Consider the following 25,028-nt stretch of genomic DNA (forward strand, 5'->3'; position numbering starts at 1 on the left):
CAGCCGAAGCCCTGGCCGTTCACCAGATCACCATCAGCCGCACGGAGCGAGGACTGTTCATCGACACCGCCCTCGTCGACCGCTACCGCGCCTGGATCCGCGCCGCTTGACACCCATAGGAGCTTCACTGAGATGCTCAGAACCCCCATATCCACAGGGTTCTGGGTCACAGGATGGTCACGATCCCGAGCCGTGATCGCGCGCCGCAACGCCTGCTCGCTGACCGCAAGTCGGCGTCGTCCCGATAGGCACGAACACTGGCGCCGACGGGAGGACGCCACGAGTCGGATCGCAGGACGCCAGGCCATGGTTGGCTTTCCGGGGTTTCGAGGCTCGGCGCTGGCGCGCCTCGCACCTCAACCAGCGGGGTGGTCCAGCGAGGACGAGGGCCGGCGGCGGGGGAGACGCCGGCCCTCGTCGACGCGGTCAGGCGCGGACGTCGACCTGGAAGCCGGTGGAGCTGCCGGCGAGGGCGGTCTCGAGGGCGGAGGAGAGGTCGGTCATGTCGACGCCGGCCTGCTGGAGCAGGTCGGAGAGGCTGCCGTCCTTGATCGCGCTGGTGAGGTCGTCGCTGTCCATGTCGAGCAGGCTGCTCAGGGCGTCGATCGTGCTGCTCTGGGTGTCGGTCAGGTTGCCGGACATGACGCCGCTCGGCGGGGGGCCGGGAGGCGGACCGCCGGGACCGCCCGGGCCACCCGGGCCACCCGGGCCACCCGGGCCGAGGCTGCCGGTCTGGTTGGCCATCTTCTCAACGATCTCGTCGAGCTGGTCCGACCCCTGGAGGTCGGAGGGGGCGTTCTCCTTGAGTGCGGAGAGGAGGTCGTCGGAGGACACGCCCTGCTGCTCGGCGAGGTCCATCAGGGACTGGCCGCCCTCGACGGCCGTCTTGATGTCGTCCGCGGACATGCCGAGCACGTCCGCGGCGGCCTCATACGGGCTCTTGCCGCGCTGGGTCTGCGAGGACCCCTGCGTGGAGAGCAGGGAGCTGATGCTCCCGATGCTGTTGATGGTCATGCCGCAACCAGTCGTCACCTGTGAGATGCGGTTGAGTCGGAGGCGGCGTACTCACAGGTTGTCCGCCGATTTCACAGCGTCATGACAGGGGGCGGACCAGCTGCTGCGGCGGGCGGGCCCGACGGGACTCGAGGACCAGCCCGACGGTCGTCGGTGACCACGGCGGCTGGTGGAACGGCACTCCGGCATCGGTCGAGGTGCCGCTCAGCCGAACGACATCCGGAAGTCGGCCTGCCGGAAGGAGGCGAGCTGGCGCGCGCCGCGCATCCAGCCGAGCGGGCCGTCGGCCGCGAAGTCCCAGCGGCCGCGGCAGGGCAGCGCCTTCGAGGATCCCTGGAGCACGGCGGTGCGCTCCTCCCCGTCGGTGTCGTCGATGCCGGGCTGCCAGGTGGTGCCCTTGAAGGGGACCCGCAGCATCGCCCGCGAGACGTCGGTGAAGGACGCGCTCGCGATCGGGGAGCGGCCGAGCGACGCCGACCAGTCGGTGGAGGACAACGGCCCGCGGTGGCTGGTGTCGAGCTCGAAGTCGCACAGGCCCTTGGGGATCGCCCACAGCTCGCGGCCGCCGGCCACCGAGGCGGGGGAGTCGACCCAGATGTCGGTGATCGACACGCAGCGGCCGTGCTGCTCGGTCGGGACCAGCCGGGCGACGAGCAGCTCGGAGTAGGTCAGCGGACTGCCTGGCTCGTAGGAGACGAACGCCGCGCCGTACACGCCGGCCCGGCGCAGCTCGTCGACGGGCTCGCGCAGCCGGAAGATCGACAGCCACAGCTGGCCGACCATGTCCCAGGGAGCCGCGGGGTAGGACACCTCGGCGTCGCGGGACGCCACCCACTCGATGGTCATGCGGGCATCTTGCCGTACCTGTAGAACTCGTTCCACAACGCCGAGACGGAACTGTCAGTCAAGTGACAGGATGGTCCCGTGCCTGCCCAGCGGATCACCACGCGCCACGACACGTCCGAGCCCCGCTTCGTCGACTACCCGAAGCCCGGGCCCGATGCCCCGAACGTCGTGATGGTGGTCCTCGACGACGTCGGCTTCGCCCAGCTCGGCTGCTTCGGCTCCGGGATCTCGACGCCGCACATCGACCGACTCGCCGAGCAGGGCCTGCGCTACAACCGCTTCCACGTCACCGCCGTCTGCTCGGCCACCCGCGCCGCGCTGCTCACCGGCCGCAACCACCACGCGGTCGGCATGGGCGTCACCCAGGAGGCGGCGCTCGGCTTCCCCGGCTACACCGGCCGGATCCCGCGCTCGGCCGCGACCCTGGCCCGCACGCTCAAGGACAACGGCTACAACACCCTCGCGGTCGGCAAGTGGCACCTCGCTCCCAAGAACGAGTACTCCGCCTCCGGCCCGTTCGACCGCTGGCCGCTCGGCCAGGGCTTCGAGCGCTACTACGGCTTCCTCGGCGCGGAGACCAACCAGTGGGCGCCGGAGCTGGTCCGCGACAACACCCACATCGACCCGCCGTCCTCCCCGGAGGAGGGCTACCACCTCACCGAGGACCTCGTCGACCAGGCAATCCGGATGGTCCAGGACCAGCGTCAGGCCGAGTCGCGCAAGCCCTTCTTCCTGTACGTCGCGCCCGGTGCTGCGCACGCGCCGCACCAGGTGACCGAGGAGTGGGTCGAGCCCTACCGGGGGCAGTTCGACGACGGCTGGGAGGCCTGGCGGCAGCGCGCCTTCGACCGGCAGATCGCCGACGGGCTCGTCCCGGACGGCACGACGCTGCCGGAGCGGCCGCCGTGGATCCCCGACTGGGACGCGATCCCGGAAGACCAGCGACGCCTCTTCGCGCGCTACATGGAGGTCTTCGCCGGCTTCCTCACCCACACCGACCACCACCTCGGCCGGCTCTTCTCCTACCTCGACGAGCAGGGCATCGCCGACGACACCCTGGTCATGGTGCTCTCCGACAACGGCGCCAGCGCCGAGGGCGGTACGACGGGCACGCTCAACGAGGCCGCCGGCTGGCTCGGCCTGGGCGAGGACGTCGACGAGGCGATCGCCCGCATCGACGACATCGGCGGCCCGGACGCCTACAACCACTACCCCTACGGCTGGGCCTGGGCCGGCAACGGCCCGCTGCGGCTGTGGAAGCGCTACGCCTGGCTCGGCGGCGTCCGCACCCCGCTCGTGGTGCGCTGGGGCGACCGGCTGGCCGAGCGCGGCGGCGTACGGCCGCAGTTCTGCCACGCCGTCGACCTCTACGCGACGGTCCTCGACGCGGCCGGGATCGCGCAGCCCGACGTCGTCGACGGGGTGCACCAGCAGCCGGTCGACGGACGCTCGCTGCTCCCGAGCTTCGCGGAGCCCGACGCGGGCGAGCACCGGCTGGTGCAGTACTTCGAGATGTTCGGCTCGCGCGGCATCTACGAGGACGGCTGGATGGCGGTCACCGACCACGTCGCCAACCAGTTCGACGAGCGCGCACACCTCGTCGGCAGCTTCGACTTCGACACCGACCGCTGGTCGCTCTTCCACCTCGCCGAGGACTTCTCCGAGGCCCACGACGTCGCCGACGAGCACCCCGAGCTGGTCCGGCGGCTCGAGGGCCTGTGGTGGGCCGAGGCCGGCCGCAACCAGGTGCTGCCGCTCTTCGAGTTCCCGGGCTCGATGGCGCACATGCACCCCGGCGAGTTCCCGCCGGCGACGGTCGGCCGCTACGCGCCCGGTGGCGGCCCGGTCCAGGAGAGCCAGCTGCCCGCGATCATGGGCGGCTTCGAGCTGACCGCGCGGGTGGTGGTCCCCGAGGGCGGCGCCGAGGGGATCATCACCGCGATCGGCGACCGGCACGGCGGCTGGGCGACGTACCTCCTCGACGGCCGGCTGGTCGCCACCGTCGCCCTGCTCGACACCACCACCCGCCTGACCGCGCCCGAGCCGGTGCCGGCGGGCGAGCACGTCCTGACCGTCCGCTACGAGCCCGGGCCGCAGGCCCGCCTGGTGCTGGCCGTCGACGCCGTCGACGTCGCCGAGACGCCGCTGCCCGGCTTCCTCTTCTTCCCCAACCTCGGCTCGTCGGGTGCCGGGATGCTGGTCGGGCGCGACCGCGGACTCGCCGTGAGCGCCGACTACGCCCCGCCGTTCGCGTTCACCGGCGACCTGCGCGCGGTGGAGCTGCGGAGTGGTCATCCTCACGCGAGACCTGACCGGAGCGCCGAGCTCCGGATAGCGTTGGCGGGTGACTGACAGGGGCACCACCCCACCTCCGGAGCAGGGCCGACGCGAGACCCACAAGGCCAGCACGCGTCGCGCGCTCGAGGACGCTGCCCTGCGGCGCTTCGCCGAGGACGGCTTCGACCAGACCTCGGTGGAGTCGATCGCGGCCGACGCCGGCGTCTCGACGCGCACCTTCTTCCGCTACTTCGCCACCAAGGACGAGGTCCTCGACATGGGCCGCGACGAGCGCCAGGCCGAGCTGCGGGCCGCGCTGCGGGAGCTGGTGCGCCGCGACCTGAGCGACTTCGAGGTGGTCCGGGCCGCGGTCGCGACGCTCGCCCGCAGCTTCGAGGACGACCGGGAGCGGGTCGAGCTGCGGCAGCGGGCCGCCGCCTCGTCGGTGCTCCTGCGCGGGCGGGTCTTCGACATGGTGCTCTCCTGGGAGTACGTCGTGGCGCGCGAGCTCGGCGGCGACGTGGCCGCCCAGAGCCTGGCCGCGGCCGGCTTCGGCGTCTTCCGGGCGGCGGCCACCACCTGGATGTTCGAGGGCGGCTCGCTGACCGATCTCGTGAACGCCGGATTCGACGCGCTCCGTTGACCACCTCGATCGAGCGGGCCCGTCGTACGCCGACGCGCCTGCACTTCCCCTCGCTCGTCCTGGTGGTCGGCGTCGGACCGCTCGCCACCGACGCCTACCTGGCAGCGCTGCCGCAGGTGCAGCACCAGCTGCACACCTCGGGGACGCTCGCCCAGCTGACCATGACCACGTTCATCGTCGGCATGGCCGCCGGCCAGCTGGTCTTCGGCCCGGTCAGCGACGGCGTCGGCCGACGCCGGATCCTGGTCGTGAGCTCGGCGGTCTTCGCGCTCAGCTCGCTCGGCTGCGCCGTGTCGCCGAGCATCTGGGCGCTCCTCGGCTGCCGAGTCGTCCAGGGCGCCGCTGCCGGGTGCGGCGTGGCGCTCGGCCGGGCGGTCATCAGCGACCGCTACGCGGGCGTCGAGGCGGCGCGGCGCTTCGGGATGCTCACCTCGATCGTGCTGCTCGGACCGGTCGTCGCACCGGCCGTCGGCAGCGTGATCCTGGCCTTCGGCGGCTGGCGCGACGTCTTCGCGGCGCTGACCGTCGTCGGGATCCTGATGTGGGTCGGGATGGTCCTGGGGCTCCCCGAGACGCTCGCGCCGGAGGCGCGGCACGCGCACGGCCTGCGGCACAGCCTGGTCCGGATGCGGGAGATGCTCCGCAACCGGCTCTTCCTGGGCGTCGTCGCCGTCCAGTGCTTCGCAACGGCGGGCTTCTTCGTCTACATCGGCGGCTCCTCGATCGTGCTCCAGGACCAGCTCGGCATCGGGACCACGGCGTACGCCGTCCTCTTCGCCACCAACGCCGCGCTGATGGCGGTCGGCAGCCTCGTCTTCCGCTACTCGGTCGCCCGGGTCGGGCCGGTGCCGCTGCGGCGGGCCGGGCTGGCGATCTCGACCGGCGCCGTCGTCGGGCTGCTCGCCTACGCGCTGATCGCGGGCGACGACGTCCGGCTGGCGCCGACGTGGGTGCTGCTGGCGGTGATGGTCGGCGGCAACGGGCTCACCATCCCCGCGACCACGACGCTGGCCCAGGAGATCGGCCGGCGCGCCGGCGGCACGGCGTCCGCGCTCCAGGGCGGGCTCACCTTCGTCGCCGGGTCGCTGGCGCTGCCGCTCACCGGCGTGGTCGGGCACCAGACGGTGCTGGCGATGGCGCTGCTGTCCTCGGCGCTGTACGTCGCCGCCGGCCTGACCCTCGCCGGCGTACGGCGCGGGGAGCGGGCCGCACACGTCGGCTGAGACCGGACACCGTTCGTTCACCCGCGTTTGCTTGGGTGTCGCGCGTGAGTCTGCTGCGCGGTGACCTGGCACCTCCGCCCCGGACGCTGGTGGAGGTCTTCCGCGCGACGGTGCTGGCCTCCCCGGAGGCCCCGGCGATCGACAACGGCGTCGAGGTGCTCACCTACGCCGAGCTGGCCGACGCCGCCGAGGACGTCGCCGACGAGCTCGCCGCGCTCGGGGTCGGGCCGGGCGACAAGGTCGGCATCCGGGTGCCGTCGGGCACCACCGACCTCTACATCGCGATCATGGCGACCCTGCTCGTCGGCGCGGCGTACGTCCCGGTCGACGCCGACGACCCCGACGAGCGGGCGCGGGTGGTCTTCGAGGAGTCCGACGCCGTCGCGGTCGTCGGCGCGGACCTCGCGCTCGCCCCGCGGCGTACGGCGCCCGCGCGGGAGCGCGTGGACCCCTCCATCGACGACGATGCGTGGGTCATCTTCACCTCCGGGTCGACCGGGAGGCCGAAGGGCGTCGCGGTCACCCACCGCAATGCGGCGGCGTTCGTGGACGCCGAGTCGCGGCTCTTCCTCCACGGGGCACCGCTCGGCCCGGGCGACCGGGTGATGGCCGGGCTCTCGGTCGCCTTCGACGCGAGCTGCGAGGAGATGTGGCTCGCCTGGCGCTACGGCGCCTGCCTGGTGCCGGCGCCGCGCGCGCTGGTCCGCAGCGGGATCGACGTCGGCCCGTGGCTGTCGGCCAACCGGGTGACCGTCGTGTCGACGGTGCCGACGCTGGTCTCGATGTGGCCCGACGACGCGCTGGAGCAGGTGCGGCTGCTGATCCTCGGCGGCGAGGCCTTCCCGCCCGAGCTGGCCGGCCGCCTGGTCCGCGAGGGCCGCGAGGTCTGGAACACCTACGGCCCGACCGAGGCGACCGTGGTCGCCTGCGGCGCGCTGGTCACCGGCGACGGGCCGATGCGGATCGGCCTCCCGCTCGACGGCTGGGACCTCGCCGTCGTCGACGGCGACGGCATGCCGGTCCCCGAGGGCGGCACCGGCGAGCTGATCATCGGCGGGGTCGGGCTGGCCCGCTACCTCGACCCCGAGAAGGACGCCGAGAAGTACGCCCCGATGCCGACCCTCGGCTGGGACCGCGCCTACCGCAGCGGCGACCTCGTCGTGAACGACCCGGAGGGCCTGCTCTTCGGCGGCCGGGCCGACGACCAGGTCAAGCTCGGCGGTCGGCGGATCGAGCTCGGCGAGGTCGACAGCGCGCTGCTCGCGCTGGTCGGCGTGGTCGGCGCGGCCGCCGCCGTACGCCGGACCTCGTCGGGCAACTCGGTGCTCGTCGGCTACGTCATCGTCGACGAGCGCTACGACGCCGCCGCGGCGATGGCCGAGCTGCGCCGCAGCCTGCCCGCGGCGCTGGTGCCCCGCGTGGTCACGGTCGACGACATCCCGACCCGGACGTCCGGCAAGGTCGACCGCGACGCGCTGCCCTGGCCGGTGACGACCGAGGCCCCGACGGCGCCGAGCGGCCTGGACGCGACCGAGGAGTGGGTGGCGCGCCTGTGGTTCGACGTGCTCGGCGCGAGCGTCACCGGCCGCGGCGACGACTTCTTCGACCTCGGCGGCGGCAGCCTCACCGCCGCGCAGATGGTGACCAAGCTGCGCACGCGGCACCCCGAGGTCGCGATCGGCGACATCTACGACCACCCGACGCTCGGCGGCCTCGCCGCCTACGTCGACTCGCTCGCGGACGGCGGCGACGCCACCACCGACCGCTCGGTGCCGCCCACGCCGCTCAAGACGCAGGCCGGCCAGGTGGTCGGCACGCTGCTGCTCCGCTCGGCCGCCGCGCCCCGGTGGCTGACCTGGCTGCTGCTCGCCAGCGCGCTGGCCTCCGCGGCGTTCGACCTCGACGTGCTGCCGCGCGCGCCGCGGTGGCTGCTGGTGGTCGCGACCCTCGTCTTCCTGACCCCACCCGGCCGGATGCTGCTCGCGGCCGGCGCCGCGCGGCTCGTGCTGCGCGGCGTCACGCCGGGGGAGCACCCGCGCGGCGGCAAGGTGCACCTGCGGCTCTGGGCCGCCGAGCGCCTGGCCGATCAGCTGGGCGCCCACTCGCTCGCCGGCGCGCCGTACGTCACCTGGTACGCCCGCCTCCTCGGCGCGAAGGTCGGCCGCGACGTCGACCTGCACTCGCTGCCGCCGGTCACCGGGATGATGCGCCTCGGCAAGGGCTGCTCGATCGAGCCCGAGGTCGACCTCACCGGCTACTGGGTCGACGGCGACGTGCTGCGGCTCGGCGAGGTGCGGGTCGGCAAGCGGGCCCGGGTCGGCACCCGCAGCATGCTCTGCCCGGGTGCGGTCGTCGGCGACGAGGCCGAGGTCGCGGCCGGCTCCGCGGTCTTCGGTGTGGTGCCCGACGGCGAGTTCTGGTCGGGCGCGCCGGCGGTCCGGGTGAGCGGCGCCGCCCGCGGGCCGTGGGACGACCGGCCGTCCAGCTCACGCGCCTGGGTCGGCGCGTACGCCGCCACCGCGGCGCTGCTCGGGCTGCTCCCGGCGATCGCGATCACCGTCGCCGTCGGTCTCCTCGCGCCGCTCGCCGACCTGCCCGACGACACCCTGCGCGGGCTCGTGGTCGCCGCCCTCCCGTGGGCGGCGCTCGGCACGGTCGTCGCGCTCGTGGTGCTCGCGCTCATGGTGCTCGGACTCGTCCGGCTCTGCGCCGTCGGCCTCGAGCCCGGCGTCTACCCGGTGCGCGGCCGGGTGGCACTCCAGGTCTGGGCGACCGTGCGGGTCCTCGACGAGGCCCGCACCTGGCTCTTCCCGCTCTACTCCTCGCAGCTGACCCCGACCTGGCTGCGGCTGCTCGGCGCCCGGATCGGCGACGACGTCGAGGCGTCGACGGTGCTGATGGTCCCGGCGATGACCAGCGTCGGTGCGCTCGCGTTCCTCGCCGACGACACGCTGATCGGCGGCTACGAGCTCGGCGGCGGCTGGCTGCGCATCGAGCGGGTCAAGGTCGGCAAGCGGGCCTTCGTCGGCAACTCCGGCATGGCCGCGCCCGGCCGCAAGGTGCCCAAGCGGGCGCTGGTCGCGGTGCTCTCCGCGGCACCCAACCGCAAGACCGCACGGGCGGGGGAGTCGTGGCTCGGCAGCCCGCCGACCGCGCTGCGCCGGACCGCCCAGGAGGGCGACGACGAGCGCACCTACGCCCCGCCGACCCGGCTCAAGGTCGCCCGGGCCGCCTGGGAGCTGGCGCGGGTCCTGGCCGTGCTCGTCTCCGTCGGCCTGTACGCCGCCGTCGGCTTGGTCGCGCTGGCGGCGTACGACGACGCCGGGGTGCCGGCCGGGCTGGTCGCCGTGGCCCTCGCGCTCCTCGTCGCCGGCGTCGGCGCCGCGCTGGTCGCGACCGCGGCCAAGTGGCTGCTGGTCGGCCGGATCCGCGCGGGCACCCACCCGCTGTGGAGCTCCTTCGTGTGGCGCAACGAGCTCGCCGACACCTTCGTCGAGGTGGTGGCCGCGCCGTGGTTCGCGCGCGTCGTGACCGGGACGCCGCTGCTGACCGCGTGGTTCCGGGCGATGGGGTCGACGGTCGGCCGCGGGGTCTGGTGCGAGACCTACTGGCTCCCGGAGGCCGACCTGATCGCCCTCGGCGACGGGGCGACGGTCAACCAGGGCACCGTGGTGCAGACCCACCTCTTCCACGACCGGCTGCTCGCCACCGACCGGGTCGAGCTGCGGCGCGGCGCGACGCTGGGGCCCAACTCCGTGATCCTGCCCGCGGCGACCATCGGCCGGCACGCTACGGTCGGACCGGTGTCGTTGGTGATGAGGGGGGAGTCGGTGCCCGACAAGACCGTGTGGATCGGCAACCCGATCGGGCCGTGGGCCGAGGCCGCCCGGGTGAGCGGCTCGTGACGGGACCGACCGCCGACCCCTACCTGCCCGGCCACGGCGACCGCCGCTTCCGGGTCGCCCACTACGACCTCGACCTGACCTATGCCGTCGCCGGCAACCGGCTCGACGCCACCGCGGTGCTCAGCGTCGAGGTGCTCGAGCCGACCAAGCAGCTGACCCTCGACCTGGCGCACCTGCGCGTCGCGAAGGTGACCGTCTCCGGCGGGATGCTCGCGCGCTACCGGCGGCCGGCCCACCGGCTCGTGCTCGACCTCAAGCGCGAGGCCAGGCCGGGCACGGAGCTGACGGTCACCGTCCGCTACACCGGGGCGCCGAAGCCGGTCGCCGAGCGGCACCTCGGCGACGCCGGCTGGGAGGAGCTCACCGACGGCGTGATCGTCGCGGCGCAGCCGCACGGATCGCCGACCTGGTTCCCGTGCAACGACCGCCCCGACGACAAGGCGACCTACCGGATCAAGGTCCGCGCCGACGTGGGCTACCACGTCGCCTGCAGCGGTGAGCTCGTCTCGCGGCAGCGGCACGGCAGCAGCGAGACCTGGGACTACGAGCAGACGGCGCCGATGGCGACCTACCTCGCCACCCTGCAGATCGGGCGGTACGTCGACTGGCCGGTGCCGCAGCCGGAGTCCGGGGTGCCGGTCGCCGTCGTCGGCCCCGAGGACCTCGACGAGCAGGCCGTCGCCGACGCGCTCGGCCGGCACCACGAGATGGTGGCGGCGTTCGAGAAGCTCTTCGGGCCCTACCCCTTCCCGTCGTACACCGTCGTCGTCACCGACGACGAGCTGGAGATCCCGCTCGAGTCGCAGATGCTCTCGACCTTCGGGCGCAACTACGTCGACCCCGACTGGCAGCGCACCCGGCTGGTCGCGCACGAGCTCGCGCACCAGTGGTTCGGCAACGCCGTGACGCTCACGCACTGGCGCGACATCTGGCTGCACGAGGGCTTCGCCTGCTACAGCGAGTGGCTGTGGTCGGAGGAGTCCGGCCAGGGCACGGCGGCCGAGCACGCGCGGCACCACTGGGACAAGCTCGACGGCCTCGACCAGGACCTCCTGCTCTCCGACCCCGGCCCGGAGCTGATGTTCGACGACCGCGTCTACAAGCGCGGGGCGCTGGCCCTGCACGCGCTGCGGGTCGCGGTCGGCGACGACGCGTTCTTCGAGGTGCTCCGCACGTGGGTGGCCGACCACTCCGGCGGCTCGGTCACCACCGAGCAGTTCCTCGAGCACGCCGGCGACCGCACCGGCCACGACGCGCGGATGCTGCTCAGGCCGTGGCTCTACGACGAGGCGCTGCCGCACTTCCCGTCCGCAGGCTGACCTCGCGCAGGTCGACGCTGGCGCGGGTCACGCCCAGCACCGCCACGGTCCCGACGTACGGCGCGGGCAGCGGCAGCGGCGCGCTCCACGCCGGGATGCCGTCCACGGTGGCGGGATCTCGGCGCAGGCCCTCGCCGGTCGCCTTGAGCAGGGCCTCGACCCGGGTCCAGGCGAGGTGGTCACCGCGCTCGACGTCGACGCCGACCGGCGCGTCGGCGATCGCCACCAGGGCGAGCCCGTCGGCGTACGCGAGGCTCAGCTGACGGCCCGCGAGCAGCGGGCGGCCGTGGGCGACGCTGCCGCAGTGGGGGCACAGGCGGGTCGGCCGGCCGGGCCCGTGCGCGAGGTGGTCGGCGACCAGGGCCCGTCGCTCCGCCCGCTCGAGACCCTCGGGCAGGGCCAGCGCCAGCACCGCGACGAGCATCTCAGTCGCCGACCGCGTCGATGCCGCGCTGCACGATCCGCGGGTCCGGCTCGCCGACCACGTCGGCGTCCTTGCCGTCGTACTCGAACCGCGAGAGGAAGGCGCGCATCGCGTTGATCCGGGCGCGCTTCTTGTCGTTGCTCTTCACCGTCGTCCACGGTGCCCACTCGGAGTCGGTGCGGCGGATCATCGCCTCCTTGGCGGCGGTGTAGTCGTCCCACTTGTCCAGCGACTCCAGGTCGATGGGGGAGAGCTTCCACTGCCGCACCGGGTCGACCTGGCGGATGATGAAGCGGGTGCGCTGCTCGGACTGGGTCACCGAGAACCAGAACTTCGACAGCGAGACGCCGCTGTCGACCAGCATCCGCTCGAAGAGCGGCGCCTGCGCCATGAACTGCTCGTACTCCGGCGGCGAGGCGAAGCCCATCACCCGCTCGACGCCGGCGCGGTTGTACCAGGACCGGTCGAAGAGCACCATCTCGCCGGCGGCCGGGAGGTGCTTCACGTAGCGCTGGAAGTACCACTGGCTCTGCTCGCGGTCGCTCGGCTTGGTCAGCGCGACCACCCGGGCGTAGCGCGGGTTGAGGTGCTCCATGAAGCGCTTGATCGTGCCGCCCTTCCCGGCCGCGTCGCGCCCCTCGAAGAGCAGCACGTGCTTGGTCTGGGTCTCGGCCGCCCAGGACTGGAACTTCAGCAGCTCGACCTGGAGGAGGTACTTCTGCTCGTCGTACTCCTCGCGCGGCATCCGCTCGTCGTAGGGGTAGTTCTCGCGCCACGTGTCGACCGCGCGTCCGTCGGGGTCGATGAGCACCGGGTCGTCGTCGTGGTCCTCACCGATGGTGTGGCCCTCGATCTGCAGCTGGTCGATGTACTCGCGGACGTCGGTGAGCATGGCCGGAAGGTACCCACGCTCGGTGAACGTACGGCGAACCCGGGACGGGTCGGTCAGTCGGTGGCGATCTCGCGGGAGAAGCGCACCTCCTCGATGTCCAGCCGGGCCTGGACCCGGCGCAGGACGATGTCGTCGATCTGCTGCTCGTCGCGCAGCACCAGGAGGGCCTCGCGGCGGCGGCCGATCAGGGCGAGGGACAGGCTCGTGTACTGGTCGTCGTGCCGGACGACCGGGTCCCCGTCCTCCCCGGAGGCGGCGACCAGCGCACGCTGCTTGCCCAGCTCGTGGCGGACCCGGTCGACCACCGGGGCACCGACGCCGAGCTCGGCGGCAGTGTCGTCGATGGCGTCGATGGCGGCGTCCAGGGTGGAGAGCTCGGCGAGCTGGGTCTCCTCCGCGACCGAGTTGTCGGCGGGCAGCCGGGCGAATCGCACGATCGCCGGGAGCAGCAGCGCCTGGAGGAGGCTCAGCACGATCACCCCGCAGGCGACCAGCACGATCAGGTCGCGCTCGGGGAAGGGGGCGCCGGAGTCGAGGGTGTGCGGCACCGCGAGCACCGCGGCGAGGGAGACCGCGCCCCGGAAGCCGGCCGTCGCGCTCACCGTGCGCTGGCGCGCGCCGACCCGCCGCAGCCGCTGCGCGGGTCGGCGGTCGACGAGCCGGATCAGGTACGGCGTCGTGTAGGTCCAGGCCCACCGCACGCCGATCACCACGGCGGTCACCGCCAGCGTGTCGACCAGCGCCTCGCGCAGCGAGGTGCTGCTGAGCCCGCGGAGCGCCGACTGGGCAGAGAGGCCGATCAGCACGAAGAGCGCGCTGCTCAGCACGGTGGTGGAGAGGGACCAGAAGGGCAGCACGAGCTGTCGGGTGGCCGCGCCGGTGATCCGCGGGGTCACCTGGCTCATGAAGAGACCGCACGAGACCACGGCGAGGACGCCCGAGGCGTCGATGGCGTCGGCGAGCAGGAACGCCGCGAACGGGGTGACCAGCATGGCGATGCTCTCGAGCATCGGGTCGTCCATGCGTCGGCGCACCTGCCAGCTCAGGAGCCCGACGAGCCCGCCCGCCAGCACGCCGCCGCCGTACGCCAGCACGAGCAGCCACGACACGTGCAGCGGGGTGAGGTGCTCCTCGCCGACCGTGACGCCCACCGCCAGGCCGTAGAGGACCAGCGCGGTGCCGTCGTTGACCAGGCTCTCGGCGCGCAGCACCGTGACCGTACGCCGAGGGAGGTCGCGGGCCAGCACCCCGACGGCGGTGGCGTCGGTCGGGGCGAGCGCCGCGCCGAGCACCCAGGCCGGACCCCACGGCATGCCCAGTGCGTGCGCGACGGCCGCCACCGCCCCGGCGGTGGCCACGACGAGCACGGTGCTGGTCAGCACCACGACCCGCAGGTTCTTGCGGATCTCCCGCAGCGAGGTGGTCAGGCTCTCCCAGTAGAGCAGCGCGGGGAGGAAGAGGAGGAGCACGACCTCCGGCGGCAGCTGGGCGTGGCGCAGGCGCGGGACGAAACCGACCAGCACGCCCACCAGGACCAGCAGGATCGCCGGCGCGATCGGGTAGCGGCGCGCGAGCGCGCCGCACACCACGAGGGCCACGCCGAGGAGGACGACCATCTCGAGTCCGAGCACGCGCCCATCTTGGTCACCGCGCCGCGGCGCGGCCACCCCCGGACCGGACAGCCCGTCGGCCAGTCCGGCGGCCAGGCCGGCGGCCAGTCAGACGGTCGGGTCAGTCCTCGGGGTCGTCGAGCCGCGCGAGCCAGGTCGCGAACCGCTCGACGGCGGTCTCGAACTCCGGATGGGAGTCGACGAAGCCCTGGAGCTGCTCGGCGATCCACGCCAGGGTGACCTCCTCGTCACCCCGACGCTTCTCGAGCTCCTCGATGCCGCGGTCGGTGAAGTACATCGCTCAGGCGAACGCCCGAGCCAGCAGGTCCTTCTGCTCCTCGGAGTGCCGCTTGACGGTGCCCACGGCGGGCGAGGAGCCCTCGGCACGGGTGACCGGGACGACCTGGGCGTCGACCTCGGGCCACACGTTGAGCGCGTAGTGGGGCCACGGGCCCATGTTGCGCGGCTCGTCCTGCACCCAGCGGACCTGCTTGAGGTGCGGGAAGCGGGCGATCTCGGCCTTGATCTCCTCGAGCGGACGCGGGTAGAGCTGCTCGACCCGGGCGATCGCGAAGCGCTCGCCGTTCTCGCGCTTGCCGCGCTCCACCATGAGGTCCCAGGTCACCCGGCCCGAGCACAGCAGCAGGGTGTCGACCTTGTCGGCGTCCGCGGCGGCGTCGGAGATGAAGGGCTGGAACGTGCCCGTGGTGAACTCGTCGGGCTGCGAGGCAGCCTCCTTCCGCTTGAGCATCGACTTCGGGGTGAAGACGATCAGCGGACGGTGCTCCTCGCCGAGCGAGTGCTGGCGCAGCAGGTGGAAGTACGACGCGGGCGTGCTCGGCTGGGCGATGGTGAACGCCTCGTCGGCGGCCATCGTCAGGAAGCGCTCGATGCGGGCCGAGGAGTGGTCGGCGCCCTGGCCCTCGTAGCCGTGCGGCAGCAGCAGGACGACGCCGGACTGCTGGTTCCACTTGCTCTCGCCGGAGCTGATGAACTCGTCGATCACGGTCTGGGCGCCGTTGACGAAGTCGCCGAACTGCGCCTCCCAGAGGACGAGCGCCTCGGGACGGGCCACGGAGTAGCCGTACTCGAAGCCGAGCGCGGCGTACTCGGAGAGCAGCGAGTCGTAGACGTAGAACTTGGCCTGGTCCTCGGTGAGGTTGGCCAGCGGCGTCCACTCGTCGGCGTTCTGCCGGTCGATGATCGTGGCGAATCGGGACACGAAGGTGCCGCGGCGCGAGTCCTGGCCCGCGAGACGGACCGGGCGGCCCTCGGTGAGCAGCGAGCCGAACGCGAGGATCTCGCCGGTGCCCCAGTCGATCGGGCCCTCCGCGATCGCGGCGGCGCGGCGCTGCAGCTGCGGCATCACCTTCGGGTGGACGGTGAAGCCCTCCGGCGGGGTGACGTAGGCGTCGGCGATCCGCTTCATCACGTCGAGCGGGATCGCGGTGGCGGTCTCGCCGGCCGGCTTGTCGGGGTAGTCGGGGACGGTGGTCCAGCCGGACGGCTGGCTGCTCGCCTCGCGCACCTCGGTGAAGACCCGCTCCAGCTGCTGCTGGTAGTCGCGCAGGACCTGCTCGGCCTCCTCGATCGTGATGTCGCCACGACCGATGAGGGACTCGGTGTAGAGCTTGCGCACCGAGCGCTTCTGCTCGATGAGGTCGTACATCAGCGGCTGGGTGTACGACGGGTCGTCGCCCTCGTTGTGACCGCGGCGGCGGTAGCAGACCAGGTCGATGACGACGTCCTTGTTGAACGCCTGGCGGTACTCGAAGGCCAGCCGCGCGACCCGGATGCAGGCCTCGGGGTCGTCGCCGTTCACGTGGAAGATCGGCGCCTGGACCATCCGCGCGACGTCGGTGCAGTAGAGCGAGGAGCGCGAGGACCCCGGCGAGGTCGTGAAGCCGACCTGGTTGTTGACGACCACGTGGATCGTGCCGCCGGTGCGGTAGCCGCGCAGCTGGGAGAGGTTGAGCGTCTCCGCGACCACGCCCTGGCCCGCGAACGCCGCGTCGCCGTGGACGAGCACCGGCAGGACGGGGTAGGCCGCGCCCTTGTCGAGCACGTCCTGCTTGGCGCGGGCGATGCCCTCCAGGACCGGGTCGACGGCCTCGAGGTGGGACGGGTTCGCGGCGACCGAGACGTTGATCTTGGCGCCCGACCCGGCGGTGAAGGCGCCCTCGGCGCCGAGGTGGTACTTCACGTCGCCGGAGCCCTGGACCGTGCGCGGGTCGATGTTGCCCTCGAACTCGCGGAAGATCTGGCTGTACTTCTTGCCGACGATGTTGGCGAGCACGTTGAGCCGGCCGCGGTGGGCCATGCCGATCGCGACCTCGTCGAGGTCGGCCTCGGCGGCGGCCTCGCAGATCTCGTCGATGACCGGGATCGTGGTCTCGCCGCCCTCGAGGGAGAAGCGCTTCTGGCCGACGAACTTGGTCTGGAGGAAGGTCTCGAACGCCTCGGCCTGGTTGAGCTTCAGCAGGATCCGCAGCTGCTCCTCGCGGGGCGGCTTGGTGTGCGGCTGCTCGATCCGCTCCTGGAGCCAGCGGCGCTGCTCGGGATCCATGATGTGCATGTACTCGATGCCGGTGGTCCGGCAGTAGGAGTCACGCAGGATGCCGAGGATGGCCCGCAGCTTCATGAAGCGGCGGCCCTCGCCGCCGAACGAGCCGGTCGCGAACTCGCGGTCGAGGTCCCAGAGGGTCAGGCCGTGCGACTCCACCTCGAGGTCGGGGTGGCTGCGCTGGCGGTACTCGAGCGGGTCGGTGTCGGCCATCATGTGGCCGCGCACCCGGTAGGCGTGGATCAGCTCGAGGATCCGGGCCTGCTTGGAGATCTCGTCGTCGTGGGAGGTCGAGATGTCGGCGTTCCAGCGGATCGGCTGGTAGGGGATCCGCAGCGACCGGAAGATCTCGTCGTAGAAGTCGTCGGCGCCCAGCAGCAGCTGGTGCATGCGCTTGAGGAACTCACCCGACTGCGCACCCTGGATGACGCGGTGGTCGTAGGTCGAGGTGATGGTCATGACCTTGCTGATGCCGTTGCGGGCGATCGCGTCGGCCGAGGCGCCCTGCCACTCGGCGGGGTACTCCATCGCGCCGACGCCGATGATGGCGCCCTGGCCCTTCATCAGGCGCGGCACCGAGTGGGTGGTGCCGATGCCGCCGGGGTTGGTCAGCGAGATCGAGGTGCCCTGGAAGTCCTCGATGGTGAGCTTGCCGTCGCGGGCCTTGCGGACGATCTCCTCGTAGGCCGTCCAGAACGCCGCGAAGTCCATGCCCTCGGCGCCCTTGATGCTCGGGACGAGCAGCTGGCGGGAGCCGTCGGGCTTCGGGACGTCGATCGCGAGGCCGAGGTTGATGTGGGCCGGGGTGATCAGGTTGGGCTTGCCGTCGACGACGTCGAAGCCGGCGTTCATCTCCGGCATCGAGGTCAGCGCCTTGACCAGGGCGTAGCCGATCAGGTGCGTGAAGGACACCTTGCCGCCGCGGGCGCGGGCGAGGTGGTTGTTGATGACGGTGCGGTTGTCCCAGAGCAGCTTGACCGGGACGTCGCGCACCGAGGTGGCGGTCGGGACGGTCAGCGAGATGTCCATGTTCTGCGCCGTACGGGCCGGGGCGCCGCGCAGGACCGTGTAGGTCGGCTGGTCGCTCGCCGCGGCCGGGGCGGCCGGGCGGGACTCCTTCGGGACCGGGTTGCTGGTGCCCTTGGCGGGCTCGGCGGCCTTGGACTCCGGCCGCGGCTTGGCCTTGGGGGCCGGGGTGGGCGTGGGGTCGGCCTTGTGCTCCTGGGTCGGTGCCGGGGCGGGCTTCGCGGGGGCCTTCTCCGGCGCCTTCGCGGGAGCCTTCGCCTCGGTCGCCGCCGACGCGCCGTTGGACGAGCCGTTGGAGGCGCCGTTGGACGCGCCGTTGGTGGACGTCCCGCCGCCCTTGCCGTTGGCCTGGAAGTACTTCACCCAGGTCGGGTCCACGCTTCCCGGGTCGCGCTGGTACTGGTCGAACATCTCCTCGACCAGCCACTCATTGGCGCCGAAGTCGGTGGTCGAGAGATCGGACTGACTGCCAGGGGACTGCGGCACGGCTTGCTTCGCCTCTTCCGGTACGTGCGCGGGGGAATGTTCAGTCGTCAAGGCTAGACCCCCGCTCCAGCAAATGGAGACTGTGGCTGGCGCTTTTCGGCGTGGTGTGCCGCGAGCCACAGACTTGTCTTGCACACTTCCTTCCGATCGGCACCGAGCATGGGGAGTTTCGTCGAATGCGTCACATCCGCCGACGGGGGGCACGCGCTGTGGTGCCGCTCGTCCTGACCGCGGCACTCCTGAGCGGGTGCACCGGCGACAGCGACGAACCCGACAGCGGGCCCACACCGGCGCCCTCGGCCGGCGCCAGCGACGCGCCCGAGGTGGTGACGACCGTCAAGGTCGGCACGGTCACCGGACGGCTGCCCGCGGCGAAGCGCAAGAACGCGGCCGACCAGGTCGGCGACGTCGTCGACCGGTGGTACGACGCGGCGTACCTCGGCGGCGACCGCTCGACGGGCGCCTGGCCGGGCTTCACGAAGGGCGCGGCCGCGGAGGCGCGGCACGACCAGGACCTCACCAGCGAGACGGGGTCGCAGGACGGCCCGGTCACGCCCGGACTGAAGGCGGTCCGGGTGGACCTGCTCGCGGTGCGCCAGAAGCCGGCGGGCGCGACCGCGCACGTCTTCCTGCGCTACCCGGTCGGGGACCACGCCGTGAAGATCACCGGGCGGCTCTTCCTGTCGCCGTCGAAGCAGGGGTGGCAGGTCTTCGGGTACGACCTCGCGAGGGGGAACGTGTGATGCGCGGGCGAGGCTGGCGGCGGTGGCTGGCGATCGGGGCGGTGCTGGCGGTCGCGGCGCTCGTCGTCCCCGACTCCGCGGTCAAGAGCACCGAGATCGAGCTGCTCAAGGTCAACACCGCCGACGGGGTCGACCTGAGCCCCGACGTCGTGTGGATCCTGGCCGTCGGCTCGGACGCGCGCCCCGGCGAGGACATGACGCACACCCGCGGCGACGCGCTCCAGCTCATCGGCATGAACACCAAGACCGGTGCGGCCACCGCCATCGGCATCCCGCGTGACTCGTGGGTGGACATCCCCGGCCACGGCTACGAGAAGATCAACGCCGCCCTCTACTTCGGCGGGCCGCAGCTGATGGGGCAGGCGGTCGGCAACCTGGTCGGCATCCAGCCCGACTACGTCTTCGTGACCCGCTTCCTCTTCTTCCAGGACATGGTCAACGGCATCGGCGGCATCGACGTCCACAACCCGGTGCGCTTCACCGACGACGCGATCCACCCGCCGCAGTACCCCACCGGCTTCCCGGCCGGGAAGATCCACCTCAACGGCTGGTCGGCCCTGGCCTTCTCGCGGATGCGGCACTACCTGCCCCGCGGCGACTTCGACCGCTCGGCCAACCAGCAGCGCGTCCTGCGCGGCATCCAGTCCACGGTCCACGCCAAGGCGCACGTGCCCGGCTTCATCGAGCGCGGCGTCGTCTCCGTGATGGCGCACATGCACACCGACCTCGGGCCGGTCGAGCTCTTCAAGCTCGCGCAGGCCATGGCGCAGGTCGACCCGGCGAAGATCACCAGCTGCGTGGTCCAGGGCGGCATCGGCGACGTCAACGGCGCCAGCGTCGTGCTCCCGTACGTCGACCAGGCCCGACGGCTCGGGAACGACGCTCGCAAGGACGCGGTGATCAAGCACTGCTAGCGTGAGCGCGCCAGTCGTGCTCCACGCAGTGGAGTCAGGGAACCCGGTGCGACTCCGGGACTGACGCGCAGCGGTGAGGGTGACGGGCGGGACACGCAGCACCAGCTCGACCACTGGGCCTCCGGGCCTGGGAAGGCGTCCCGTACCGGTCGATCCCGAGTCCGAAGACCTGCTGGTCCTCCCGGCGCCGCCGGGTGGAACCCCCGCGGGCTCCGCGTACGAGCCCCTGACCGCGGAGGACCAGCCTCGGTGATCGACAGAGCCCCCATCCGTACTCGCGCCGACCGCTGCCCCGGGGTCCTGCGACCCTGGCCCGCCGACGACGGGCTGCTGGTCCGGCTGCGGCTCGCCGGTGGCCTGCTCCCGGCCGGGAGCCTGCGCCCGCTGCTCGACCTCGCCGCGGCGTACGGCGACGGCGACGTGCACGTCACCGGCCGCGCCAACCTGCAGGTGCGCGGGATCGCCCGCGTCTCGGAGGAGGTCGTCGGCGCGATCGAGGCGGCCGGGTTGCTGCCCTCGCGCAGCCACGAGCTGGTCCGCAACCTGATGACCTCGCCGCAGACGGGGCTGGCGGGTGGCCGCGCCGACCTGCGGCCGGTCGTCGCCGAGCTCGACCGGCAGCTGTGCGCCGACCCGGCCCTGGCGGAGCTGCCGGGGCGCTTCCTCTTCGTCCTCGACGACGGGCGCGGCGACCTGCTCGGCCGCCCGACCGACCTCGGGCTCGTCGCCCTGGACGACGCCTACGTCCAGCTGCGCGTCGGCCCGGGATGGGGCCCGGTGGTGCCCCTCGGCGAGGCCCCGGCGGCGCTCCTCGAGCTGGCTCGGCTCTTCCTCGCGACCCGGACGACCCAGTGGCACGTCACCGAGCTGGACCGGCCGCTCGTCCCGCCCGAGCGCCCGCGACCCGGCGTACCGGAGGCGGCGGAGCCGCTGCCGTACGGCGCGGTGCCCGGCGGCGAGCACGTCGCCGCACCCCGGGGGCTGCTGGACCCGGCGCTCGCCGACCGCGACGGGGACCTCGTCGTCACACCGTGGCGCGGGGTGCTGGTGCCGGAGGCGGCACGATGACCGGCCCGACCCGACCCGGCCGCCACTTCGACTACGTCGACAGCGGGCCGGCGATCTACGTCGACTCCTTCGCGACGATCCGGCGCGAGGCCGACCTGTCCGCGATCCCGGCGGACGCGGAGAAGCTCGCGGTCCGGATGATCCACGGCAGCGGCCAGGTCGACCTCGTCGACGACCTCGTCGTCCACCCGCGACTGGTGTCCGCCGCGCGAGCGGCCCTGGAGGCCGGGGCACCGATCCTCTGCGACGCCACGATGGTCGCGACCGGTGTCACGGCCGGGCGACTGCCCGCCGGCAACGACGTGGTCTGCCTGCTCCACGACGACCGCGTGCCGGAGCTGGCCCGCGCCTGGAGCACCACCCGCACCGCGGCCGCCGTGTCGCTGTGGGAGCCGCGGCTCGAGGGGGCGGTCGTGGCGATCGGCAACGCGCCGACCGCGCTCTTCCACCTGCTCGAGATGCTGGTCGAGGGGGCGCCCCGGCCGGCGGCGATCGTCGGCTGCCCGGTCGGCTTCATCGGCGCCGCGGAGTCCAAGCAGGCGCTCGTCGACCTCGCCGCCTCGCACGGCATCGACGTCCCCTACGTCACGGTGCGCGGCCGCCGCGGCGGGTCGGCGATGACGTCGTCCGCGCTCAACGCGCTGGCCCAGGAGGAGGAGTGATGGCGGGCCGCTTCTGGGGCGTCGGCGTCGGGCCGGGCGACCCCGAGCTGATCACCCTCAAGGCCGCGCGGCTGATCGGGTCGGCGGACGTGGTCGCCTACCACGCGGGCGTCGGCAAGCGGTCCAACGCGCGGCGGATCGCCGACGCGCTGATCCCGCCCGGCGCGGTCGAGGAGGAGCTGACCTACCCGGTGACCACCGGCGCGACCGACCACCCGGGTGGGTACGCCGGCGCGCTGGCGGCGTTCTACGAGTCGGCCGCCGCGCGGCTGGCCGCGCACCTGGACGCCGGCCGGGACGTGGTGCTGCTCGCCGAGGGCGACCCGCTCTTCTACGGCTCCTACATGTACATGCACGACCGGCTCGCCGAGTCCTACGACACGGAGATCGTCCCCGGGGTGCCGGCGTTCGCCGCGGCGACGGCGGCCGCGGCGTCGCCGCTGGTGCGGCAGACCGACGTGCTGACGATCCTGCCCGGCACCCTGCCCGAGCCCGAGCTGGCCCGGCGCCTGGCCGACACCGACGGCGCGATCATCATGAAGCTCGGCCGCACCTTCCCGGCGGTGCGCCGCGCGCTGGCCGCCGCCGGGCGGCTCGACGGCGCGGTCTACGTCGAGCGCGCGTCGATGGCCGAGGAGCGGTGGCTGCCGGTCGCCGACGTCGACCCGGACACGGTCCCGTACTTCTCGCTGGTCGTCGTCCCGGGTGACGCGCGGCACGGGGCCGGTCGGCGTGCCGTGGAGCGACCGGTCGTCCGCGACCGGCCGGCGGCGGAGCTGCTGGTGATCGGCCTCGGCCCCGGCCCGGACCGGTGGCTGACCGCGGAGGTGACCGCCGCGCTGGCGGAGGTCGACCACGTGGTCGGCTACGCGCCGTACGTCGACCGGGTGCCGCAGCGGCCCGGACTGACCCGGCACGCGTCGGGCAACTCCGTCGAGCTGGACCGGGCCCGGCTGGCCCTCGACCTGGCGCTCGCCGGCGAGCGGGTCGCGGTGGTGTCCGGCGGCGACGCCGGGGTGTTCGGGATGGCGACCGCGGTCCACGAGGCCGCGGAGGGCGACCCGGTGTACGCCGACGTACCGGTGCGCGTGCTGCCCGGCGTGAGCGCGGTGCAGGCAGTGGCCGCGCGGGCCGGGGCGCCGATCGGCGGCGACTTCGCCGTGCTGAGCCTCTCGGACCGGCTCAAGCCGTGGCCGGTGGTCGAGCGGCGGCTGCGGTCGGTCGCCGAGGCCGACCTGGTCGTGGCGATCTACAACCCCGCCTCGCGGTCGCGGACCCACCAGGTGGTCGAGGCGCAGAAGGCCCTGCTGGAGCACCGGTCGCCCGACACGGTCGTGGTCGTCGGCCGGGACGTCGGCCGGGCCGAGGAGTCGCTCACGGTGACCACGCTCGCCGAGCTCGACCCGGACACGATCGACATGAAGTGCCTGCTGATCGTGGGTGCGTCGAGCACCCGCGTGACGGCCGGGGGAGCGGTGTGGACGCCGCGGTGGGTCAGGTGACGGTCCACTTCGTCGGCGCCGGGCCGGGTGCGGCCGACCTGCTGACCGTCCGGGCCTGCCGGCTGCTCGCCGATGCCGGAGTCGTGCTCTACCCGGGCACCTACCTCGACCCGGACGTCCTCGCGCACTGCAGCCCCGGGGCTGAGCTCGTCGACACCCAGGGCCTCGACCTCGACCAGATCACCGAGCACCTCGTCGCGGCCCACGGGCGCGGTGTCGAGGTCGTCCGGCTCACCTCCGGCGACCCGTCGGTCTACTCCGCCCTCAGCGAGCAGACCCGCCGGCTCGACGCCGCGGGGGTGTCGTGGGACGTCACGCCCGGCGTCCCGGCGTACGCCGCCGCGGCGGCCGTCGTCGGGAGCGAGCTGACCGTCCCGCTCGTCGCGCAGTCGGTGGTGCTCACCCGCACGCAGGCACGCTCGACGGCGATGCCGGCGACCGAGCGGCTGGCGGCCTTCGCGGCGACCCGCGCCACGCTGGTCCTGCACCTGGCGATCACGAAGGTGCGCGAGCTGATGACCGAGGTCGAGCCGGAGTACGCCGCGGACTGCCCGGTCGTCGTCGTCCACCGGGCCAGCCAACCGGAGGAGCTGGTGCTGCGCGGCACGGTCGCCGACATCGCGGACGCCGTCGAGGCAGCCGGGCTCCGGCAGGCCGCGGTCGTGCTGGTCGGCCGGGCGCTCGAGGCGGGTGGGGGCGAGTCGTTCCTCTACGACGCGTCGCGGGTGCGCAGCGCCCACTGAGTCACCGCGCGCGCTGGCGTCCAGCCGGTGAAGCCGCCGACCGGGGTCGCGGTCTCGACCGCGATCCGGGTGAGCTCGCCGCCGTGCTCGGCGTACGCCGCGGCCAGGGCCTGCTCGGTCTCCAGTGTCACGCCGTGGACGACGAGCCGCCCGCCGGGGCGCAGCGCCCGGAGGCAGGCGTCGAGGACGCCGGGGCGGGACGCGCCGCCGCCGACGAAGACCGCGTCCGGCGCCGGCAGGTCGGCGAGCGCGTCGGGCGCGCGGCCGGTGACGACCCGGAGTCCCGGGACGCCGAGGTGCGCGGCGTTGCGGGCGATCCGGTCGGCCCGCGCCGGGTCGGCCTCGATCGCCGTGGTGGTGCAGGTGCGGTGGGCGCGCATCCACTCGATCCCCACCGACCCGGCGCCCGCGCCGACGTCCCACAGGTGCTCGCCCGGCGTCGGCGCGAGCCGGGCGAGGGCCGAGGCGCGCAGGTCGCGCTTGGTCAGCTGGCCGTCGTGCTCGAAGGCGTTGTCCGGCAGTCCGGCGACCCAGCCGCCGACGGGCGGGCCGAGCAGCTCGAGCGCGACGACGTTGAGGGCTGGCGCAGGCCCGGCCCAGCTCGCGGCGGTCGCGGCGGTGCGCGACTCGGTGGCCGCGCCGAGGTCGCCCAGGACGGTCATCGTGGAGGCGCCGTACCCGCGGTCGACGAGGAGGTCGGCGAGCGTCGCAGGGGTGGACGCGTCGGAGGAGAGCACCAGCACCCGGCGGCCGGGAGCGAGCTCGCGCAGCACGGCGGCGGGGTCGCGGCCGACGACCGTCACGACCGCGCAGGACTCGGCGGCCCAGCCCATGCGTGCGCGGGCCAGCGCGACCGACGAGACCGCCGGCTCGATCCGGACGGCGTCCGCGCCCAAGAGCTCGACGAGCGTGGTGCCGACGCCCGAGACGAGGGGGTCGCCGGAGGCCAGCGCCACGACCGGACCGGGTCCGAGATCGTCGAGCAGCGCGGGCAGCCCGGCGCGCAGCGGTGAGGGCCAGGGCTCGCGCCGCTGGCCGGGCACCTCCGGCAACAGACCCAGGTGCCGGCGGCCGCCGAGGACGGTCGCGGCCTCGACCACCAGGCGGCGCTGGACGTCCGGGAGCCCGTCCCATCCGTCGGCGCCGAGACCCACCACGACCATCACGC

Annotated in this window: 19 protein-coding genes and 1 riboswitch; of the genes, 11 read left to right on the forward strand and 8 right to left on the reverse strand. The window is 73.4% G+C overall.

What is annotated here, in order from left to right; translation table 11 throughout:
- Positions 1-426: 426 nt before the first annotated feature.
- A complete protein-coding gene (locus K8U61_RS00005) occupies positions 427-1,014 on the reverse strand; it encodes a hypothetical protein (protein WP_224120904.1) in 588 nt (195 codons plus the stop codon).
- Positions 1,015-1,218: 204 nt separating this feature from the next.
- Positions 1,219-1,860: an acetoacetate decarboxylase family protein gene (locus K8U61_RS00010; protein WP_224120905.1), complete on the reverse strand. Its 642-nt coding sequence runs from the start codon at positions 1,858-1,860 to the stop codon at positions 1,219-1,221.
- 78 nt (positions 1,861-1,938) lie between these two features.
- On the opposite strand from K8U61_RS00010, the gene K8U61_RS00015 reads away from it, so the two are divergent.
- From K8U61_RS00015 to K8U61_RS00035, 5 genes are read left to right on the forward strand one after another with little or no spacing between them, the layout of a single operon-like run.
- On the forward strand, positions 1,939-4,212 hold the full coding sequence (locus tag K8U61_RS00015; protein WP_224120906.1) for an arylsulfatase: 2,274 nt from the start codon (positions 1,939-1,941) through the stop codon (positions 4,210-4,212).
- Positions 4,205-4,780 carry a TetR family transcriptional regulator gene (locus tag K8U61_RS00020; RefSeq protein WP_224120907.1) on the forward strand — a complete coding sequence of 192 codons (576 nt, stop codon included), beginning with the start codon at positions 4,205-4,207 and terminating at the stop codon, positions 4,778-4,780. The genes K8U61_RS00015 and K8U61_RS00020 overlap by 8 nt, the downstream gene beginning before the upstream one ends.
- Positions 4,777-6,003 carry a multidrug effflux MFS transporter gene (locus K8U61_RS00025; RefSeq protein WP_224120908.1) on the forward strand — a complete coding sequence of 409 codons (1,227 nt, stop codon included), beginning with the start codon at positions 4,777-4,779 and terminating at the stop codon, positions 6,001-6,003. Before K8U61_RS00020 ends, K8U61_RS00025 begins: the two co-directional genes overlap by 4 nt.
- Positions 6,004-6,047: 44 nt before the next feature.
- Positions 6,048-9,908: a Pls/PosA family non-ribosomal peptide synthetase gene (locus tag K8U61_RS00030; protein ID WP_224120909.1), complete on the forward strand. Its 3,861-nt coding sequence runs from the start codon at positions 6,048-6,050 to the stop codon at positions 9,906-9,908.
- The gene (locus tag K8U61_RS00035) at positions 9,905-11,227 is read left to right on the forward strand and encodes a M1 family metallopeptidase (protein WP_224120910.1); all 1,323 of its coding nucleotides are present in this window, start codon (positions 9,905-9,907) and stop codon (positions 11,225-11,227) included. Before K8U61_RS00030 ends, K8U61_RS00035 begins: the two co-directional genes overlap by 4 nt.
- Here K8U61_RS00035 and K8U61_RS00040 read toward each other — a convergent pair.
- The 5 genes from K8U61_RS00040 to K8U61_RS00060 form a co-directional block, all read right to left on the reverse strand.
- On the reverse strand, positions 11,175-11,651 hold the full coding sequence (locus tag K8U61_RS00040; RefSeq protein ID WP_224120911.1) for a 4'-phosphopantetheinyl transferase family protein: 477 nt from the start codon (positions 11,649-11,651) through the stop codon (positions 11,175-11,177). The two genes, K8U61_RS00035 and K8U61_RS00040, sit on opposite strands and share 53 nt — an antisense overlap.
- A gap of 1 nt (position 11,652) precedes the next feature.
- Positions 11,653-12,543, reverse strand: coding sequence for a polyphosphate kinase 2 (gene ppk2, locus K8U61_RS00045; RefSeq protein WP_224120912.1), 891 nt, complete (start codon positions 12,541-12,543; stop codon positions 11,653-11,655).
- A 53-nt stretch (positions 12,544-12,596) separates the two neighbouring features.
- Positions 12,597-14,174 carry a Na+/H+ antiporter gene (locus K8U61_RS00050; RefSeq protein WP_224120913.1) on the reverse strand — a complete coding sequence of 526 codons (1,578 nt, stop codon included), beginning with the start codon at positions 14,172-14,174 and terminating at the stop codon, positions 12,597-12,599.
- Positions 14,175-14,274: 100 nt separating this feature from the next.
- A complete protein-coding gene (locus K8U61_RS00055) occupies positions 14,275-14,451 on the reverse strand; it encodes a DUF6104 family protein (RefSeq protein WP_224120914.1) in 177 nt (58 codons plus the stop codon).
- 3 nt (positions 14,452-14,454) lie between these two features.
- The gene (locus tag K8U61_RS00060; protein ID WP_224120915.1) at positions 14,455-18,228 is read right to left on the reverse strand and encodes a multifunctional oxoglutarate decarboxylase/oxoglutarate dehydrogenase thiamine pyrophosphate-binding subunit/dihydrolipoyllysine-residue succinyltransferase subunit; all 3,774 of its coding nucleotides are present in this window, start codon (positions 18,226-18,228) and stop codon (positions 14,455-14,457) included.
- Between the two features lie 212 nt (positions 18,229-18,440).
- Between K8U61_RS00060 and K8U61_RS00065 the strand changes: the two genes are divergently transcribed.
- From K8U61_RS00065 to K8U61_RS00090, 6 genes are all read left to right on the forward strand, one after another.
- Positions 18,441-18,971: a hypothetical protein gene (locus K8U61_RS00065; protein ID WP_224120916.1), complete on the forward strand. Its 531-nt coding sequence runs from the start codon at positions 18,441-18,443 to the stop codon at positions 18,969-18,971.
- Entirely contained in the window at positions 18,971-19,885 is a 915-nt protein-coding gene (locus K8U61_RS00070; RefSeq protein ID WP_224121904.1) for an LCP family protein, read from the forward strand. The genes K8U61_RS00065 and K8U61_RS00070 overlap by 1 nt, the downstream gene beginning before the upstream one ends.
- Positions 19,880-20,076, forward strand: a riboswitch (cobalamin riboswitch). (Overlaps the previous gene by 6 nt.)
- Before the next feature lie 58 nt (positions 20,077-20,134).
- On the forward strand, positions 20,135-20,953 hold the full coding sequence (locus K8U61_RS00075; protein ID WP_224120917.1) for a ferredoxin-like domain-containing protein: 819 nt from the start codon (positions 20,135-20,137) through the stop codon (positions 20,951-20,953).
- The gene (locus tag K8U61_RS00080) at positions 20,950-21,615 is read left to right on the forward strand and encodes a precorrin-8X methylmutase (protein ID WP_224120918.1); all 666 of its coding nucleotides are present in this window, start codon (positions 20,950-20,952) and stop codon (positions 21,613-21,615) included. Before K8U61_RS00075 ends, K8U61_RS00080 begins: the two co-directional genes overlap by 4 nt.
- Entirely contained in the window at positions 21,615-23,117 is a 1,503-nt protein-coding gene (locus tag K8U61_RS00085) for a precorrin-2 C(20)-methyltransferase (protein ID WP_224120919.1), read from the forward strand. Before K8U61_RS00080 ends, K8U61_RS00085 begins: the two co-directional genes overlap by 1 nt.
- On the forward strand, positions 23,114-23,860 hold the full coding sequence (locus K8U61_RS00090; protein ID WP_224121905.1) for a cobalt-precorrin-4/precorrin-4 C(11)-methyltransferase: 747 nt from the start codon (positions 23,114-23,116) through the stop codon (positions 23,858-23,860). Before K8U61_RS00085 ends, K8U61_RS00090 begins: the two co-directional genes overlap by 4 nt.
- Here K8U61_RS00090 and cbiE read toward each other — a convergent pair.
- A complete protein-coding gene (gene cbiE, locus K8U61_RS00095; protein WP_263426506.1) occupies positions 23,827-25,023 on the reverse strand; it encodes a precorrin-6y C5,15-methyltransferase (decarboxylating) subunit CbiE in 1,197 nt (398 codons plus the stop codon). The two genes, K8U61_RS00090 and cbiE, sit on opposite strands and share 34 nt — an antisense overlap.
- Positions 25,024-25,028: the final 5 nt, after the last annotated feature.

Origin of the sequence: Nocardioides mangrovi, assembly GCF_020073815.1 — a bacterium.
GTDB classification, from domain to species: domain Bacteria; phylum Actinomycetota; class Actinomycetes; order Propionibacteriales; family Nocardioidaceae; genus Nocardioides; species Nocardioides mangrovi.

Bases quoted from the DNA above. Each gene is read 5' to 3' on its own strand.
- K8U61_RS00040 (WP_224120911.1), bottom strand. From the start codon at position 11,651: ATGCTCGTCGCGGTGCTGGCGCTGGCCCTGCCCGAGGGTCTCGAGCGG.
- K8U61_RS00070 (WP_224121904.1), top strand. From the start codon at position 18,971: ATGCGCGGGCGAGGCTGGCGGCGGTGGCTGGCGATCGGGGCGGTGCTG.
- K8U61_RS00005 (WP_224120904.1), bottom strand. From the start codon at position 1,014: ATGACCATCAACAGCATCGGGAGCATCAGCTCCCTGCTCTCCACGCAG.
- cbiE (WP_263426506.1), bottom strand. From the start codon at position 25,023: ATGGTCGTGGTGGGTCTCGGCGCCGACGGATGGGACGGGCTCCCGGAC.
- K8U61_RS00010 (WP_224120905.1), bottom strand. From the start codon at position 1,860: ATGACCATCGAGTGGGTGGCGTCCCGCGACGCCGAGGTGTCCTACCCC.
- K8U61_RS00085 (WP_224120919.1), top strand. From the start codon at position 21,615: ATGGCGGGCCGCTTCTGGGGCGTCGGCGTCGGGCCGGGCGACCCCGAG.
- K8U61_RS00080 (WP_224120918.1), top strand. From the start codon at position 20,950: ATGACCGGCCCGACCCGACCCGGCCGCCACTTCGACTACGTCGACAGC.
- K8U61_RS00055 (WP_224120914.1), bottom strand. From the start codon at position 14,451: ATGTACTTCACCGACCGCGGCATCGAGGAGCTCGAGAAGCGTCGGGGT.
- ppk2 (WP_224120912.1), bottom strand. From the start codon at position 12,543: ATGCTCACCGACGTCCGCGAGTACATCGACCAGCTGCAGATCGAGGGC.